Genomic DNA, 2,548 nt, shown 5'->3' with positions numbered 1-2,548 from the left:
GGCTTCGTATTCGGCGCGTTTGCGCTGCAGGAAGCGGGCGGTGATGCGGGCCTTGGCCTCGATGCCCTGCGGGGTGAGCAGGTAGGCGTAGGCGCGCTTGTTGTCGCTTCGGCGGAAGTTCTGGACCTTCACCCACCCGTGGTCGATGAGGGCGCGCACGCAGAAGTTGGTGCTGCCCAGGCTGATGCCGTGCGCCTTGGCCAGATCGCGTTGGGTGCCGTCGGGGTGCGCCTCGAGGTGCTTGAGGACGCGGTAGTGGAGGTCGTCGGTCACGGGGCTCGCTCGCGGGCGTCGCAGGGATGAGGCTGGGGGACGCGATCGGACGCGCCGGGTGCAGGGGCGCCGATATGCTTGAATCGACCGGGGGGCGTCTTGGTTGTTCGGACATGCTACCGCCCTACCCTGTCGTTTTCGAGGTATCGGCGCGGAGCGGTTTGTTCAGGCGTTGTACAGCGTAGGTAGGGTAGCGGGTCGGGGGCGGCGGGGCAAGGGCGGCGGCGGATAGACGTGCGGGACGGGGTGAATACCCCCTCCCGCCGGGTGTCTGATTTCCGATTCTTGCTGTTGTTTCCAATCGTATTCGTCACGCACTTCTTTGCCTGCGTGCAAATCGGCTCCCGTCGGCTGCTCCGCTTATCGGCGATAGACCCGACTCCGGTGGCCCACCGTTACAACCAGCACGAGCAGGCGCTCGTCCTCGATGCGCGAAACAACACGGTAATCGCCGACCCGATACTTCCAAAACTCTCCCAAGCGGGAACCCCGTCGGGCCTCGCCGAGACTGCGCGGATCCTGCGAGCCGGACAGGCGCTCGCTCAGGAAACGCAAAATGCGCCTTGCGACCTGACCGTCGAGCCTGTCGAGCTCGCGCTCGGCCGCCGGATCGATCTCAATCTTCCAAGCCATAGCGCTTCATCACGTCCTCGAGCGGGGTCGGTTTGGACCGGCCGGCCCGGACTTCCTCAAGCCGCTGCTCGGCGAGCGCCAGGTCGTCCAGGTCATCGCAGTCGGCATGACCCGCGATCGCTGCGGACAGCACATGGAGATCATCAGGATCCGGCAACTCGACGGCCAAGTCGAGGCGCTGCCACTGTTCGGGCACCACTTCCCAATCGGGAACCGCCGCCCGCATACAGTCGCGACGGACATCGAGCCGACCGGCCAAATCAGGGCGGCTGTTTTCCAATGCCCGAATCCACTCGTCCTCGATCCGAGTCGTCCATTTCGCGGCGTCGAGTCCGGCCGCGGCCAGACTGAGCAGGGCGTCCGTCATCGCGATGGAGTACAGCACGCAGGCATCCAGTACAGCGGTGTAGCGCGCGTGACCGGCCATCAGTCATCCAGACCCAGCTCGCGTGCGTTATCCGCCAGACGATCGAGCGCCTGTTGCTGTTGCTCGCGCATCTGTTGCTCATCGTCCAGCAGGTGCTTCAGGGTCACGCGCCGATGCGTGCCGACTTTTCGGTAAGGCAGATGACCCGCTTCCATCTCTTTGATGACGAAGGGACGCGAGACATTGAGGACGTGTGCGGCCTCGACCGTGGTGAGCTCGCGTTCCATGGGCATCAGCACGATGGACTGGCCCTGACTCATGGCGCCGAGCAACTGGCCGATCACTTTCAGGGCGGCGGGCGGCACCTCCACGCGCGGCTGTTCGCCGGTGTCTGTCGTCAGCAGGATCGAGGCGGCGCGCGAGTGATCCAGCGCGGCCATGATGCAGCGTTGCGCGGCGCGCGCCAGATCCTTCTCGGCGGGACTCAACAGGGGTGACTCGAGCTCGCGGGCATGGTCGATGGTGATCATGACAGGGGGCTTCCTGATGTGTTTCTGCGTCCGTCCATGATCGATACACATGCAATAAGTGCAATAACCCCAACCGCCATCGTCAGGAGGCTTCAGGCGATGAGCCTTTGGTAAAACCGCCGATCCGCCGCGTTGCCGAGGTGCGAATTGTGCCACAGCAGGGTGAAGTCGCCGCCGAAGCGCCGGCAGATGTCGCGATAGCGCTGCATCATCGCCAGCGCCGCGTCCCTGTAGCCAAGACCCAGATCGCGCTCGGCGATGACCGAGCATTCCATGACGATCAGCGGGCGTTCGCGCAGGCACAGGGGCAGCGTGCAGTCAGGTGTGGGCGGATGGCGCGGCATCGGGATCAGGCGTGAGCACCTCGCCGGCTTCGACGTCAACGGCGATGTAGACGGAGCGACGGAAGCGCATGGACGGCTTTTCCGCCTCGGTCGGGCCGTACTGGATGCCGCCGAGGGCCTGCCAGGCGCGTTCGGTCTCGGTGACCAGGGCGGCCATCTCATGAAGGGTCCGGCAGCGCACCAGATGGCCGAGGCCCATCCGGGTGGAGGCATCGACGCGAATGGCGGTGTTCATGCTAAGCCCTGTTTCGGTTAGCGCATGTTGTCGCTCACTTTATTTCACCGGCCGATTCCCGAATTATTTCGCGCGGAATGCTCGCGGCTTTCCCGCACTGATCACCTCGGTGGCGCAGTGTCGGCAGGTGGATGAGTGCGAGGAGCCTGAGGAACGCGAAGCCGGT

At 64.7% G+C, this 2,548-nt stretch carries 6 protein-coding genes; all 6 read right to left on the bottom strand.

Annotation, left to right across the window (positions count from 1 at the left end; translation table 11 throughout):
• A partial coding sequence (locus VLR48_RS13170; protein WP_325292233.1) for a MarR family EPS-associated transcriptional regulator occupies window positions 1–273 on the bottom strand: 273 nt, incomplete at its 3' end.
• 360 nt (window positions 274–633) lie between these two features.
• Complete coding sequence (locus tag VLR48_RS13165) at window positions 634–906, bottom strand: type II toxin-antitoxin system RelE/ParE family toxin (RefSeq protein ID WP_325292232.1); 273 nt, start codon at window positions 904–906, stop codon at window positions 634–636.
• Complete coding sequence (locus tag VLR48_RS13160) at window positions 890–1,333, bottom strand: PIN domain-containing protein (protein ID WP_325292231.1); 444 nt, start codon at window positions 1,331–1,333, stop codon at window positions 890–892. Before VLR48_RS13160 ends, VLR48_RS13165 begins: the two co-directional genes overlap by 17 nt.
• Window positions 1,333–1,803, bottom strand: coding sequence for a helix-turn-helix domain-containing protein (locus VLR48_RS13155; RefSeq protein ID WP_325292230.1), 471 nt, complete (start codon window positions 1,801–1,803; stop codon window positions 1,333–1,335). Before VLR48_RS13155 ends, VLR48_RS13160 begins: the two co-directional genes overlap by 1 nt.
• A 92-nt stretch (window positions 1,804–1,895) precedes the next feature.
• Window positions 1,896–2,147, bottom strand: a complete 252-nt coding sequence (locus VLR48_RS13150) for a hypothetical protein (protein WP_325292229.1) — start codon at window positions 2,145–2,147, stop codon at window positions 1,896–1,898.
• Window positions 2,122–2,382 (bottom strand): hypothetical protein, encoded by a 261-nt coding sequence (locus tag VLR48_RS13145; protein WP_325292228.1) that lies wholly within the window; start codon window positions 2,380–2,382, stop codon window positions 2,122–2,124. The genes VLR48_RS13150 and VLR48_RS13145 overlap by 26 nt, the downstream gene beginning before the upstream one ends.
• Between the last annotated feature and the right edge of the window lie 166 nt (window positions 2,383–2,548).

The sequence above is a fragment of the Thiocapsa sp. genome, assembly GCF_035467215.1.
Classification (GTDB): domain Bacteria; phylum Pseudomonadota; class Gammaproteobacteria; order Chromatiales; family Chromatiaceae; genus Thiocapsa.
This window is presented reverse-complemented; position numbering and strand designations above follow the sequence as displayed.

What these genes read in the sequence shown, in the direction of transcription:
- VLR48_RS13155 (WP_325292230.1), bottom strand. Translation starts at nt 1,803, where the DNA reads ATGATCACCATCGACCATGCCCGCGAGCTCGAGTCACCCCTGTTGAGT.
- VLR48_RS13150 (WP_325292229.1), bottom strand. Translation starts at nt 2,147, where the DNA reads ATGCCGCGCCATCCGCCCACACCTGACTGCACGCTGCCCCTGTGCCTG.
- VLR48_RS13165 (WP_325292232.1), bottom strand. Translation starts at nt 906, where the DNA reads ATGGCTTGGAAGATTGAGATCGATCCGGCGGCCGAGCGCGAGCTCGAC.
- VLR48_RS13145 (WP_325292228.1), bottom strand. Translation starts at nt 2,382, where the DNA reads ATGAACACCGCCATTCGCGTCGATGCCTCCACCCGGATGGGCCTCGGC.
- VLR48_RS13160 (WP_325292231.1), bottom strand. Translation starts at nt 1,333, where the DNA reads ATGGCCGGTCACGCGCGCTACACCGCTGTACTGGATGCCTGCGTGCTG.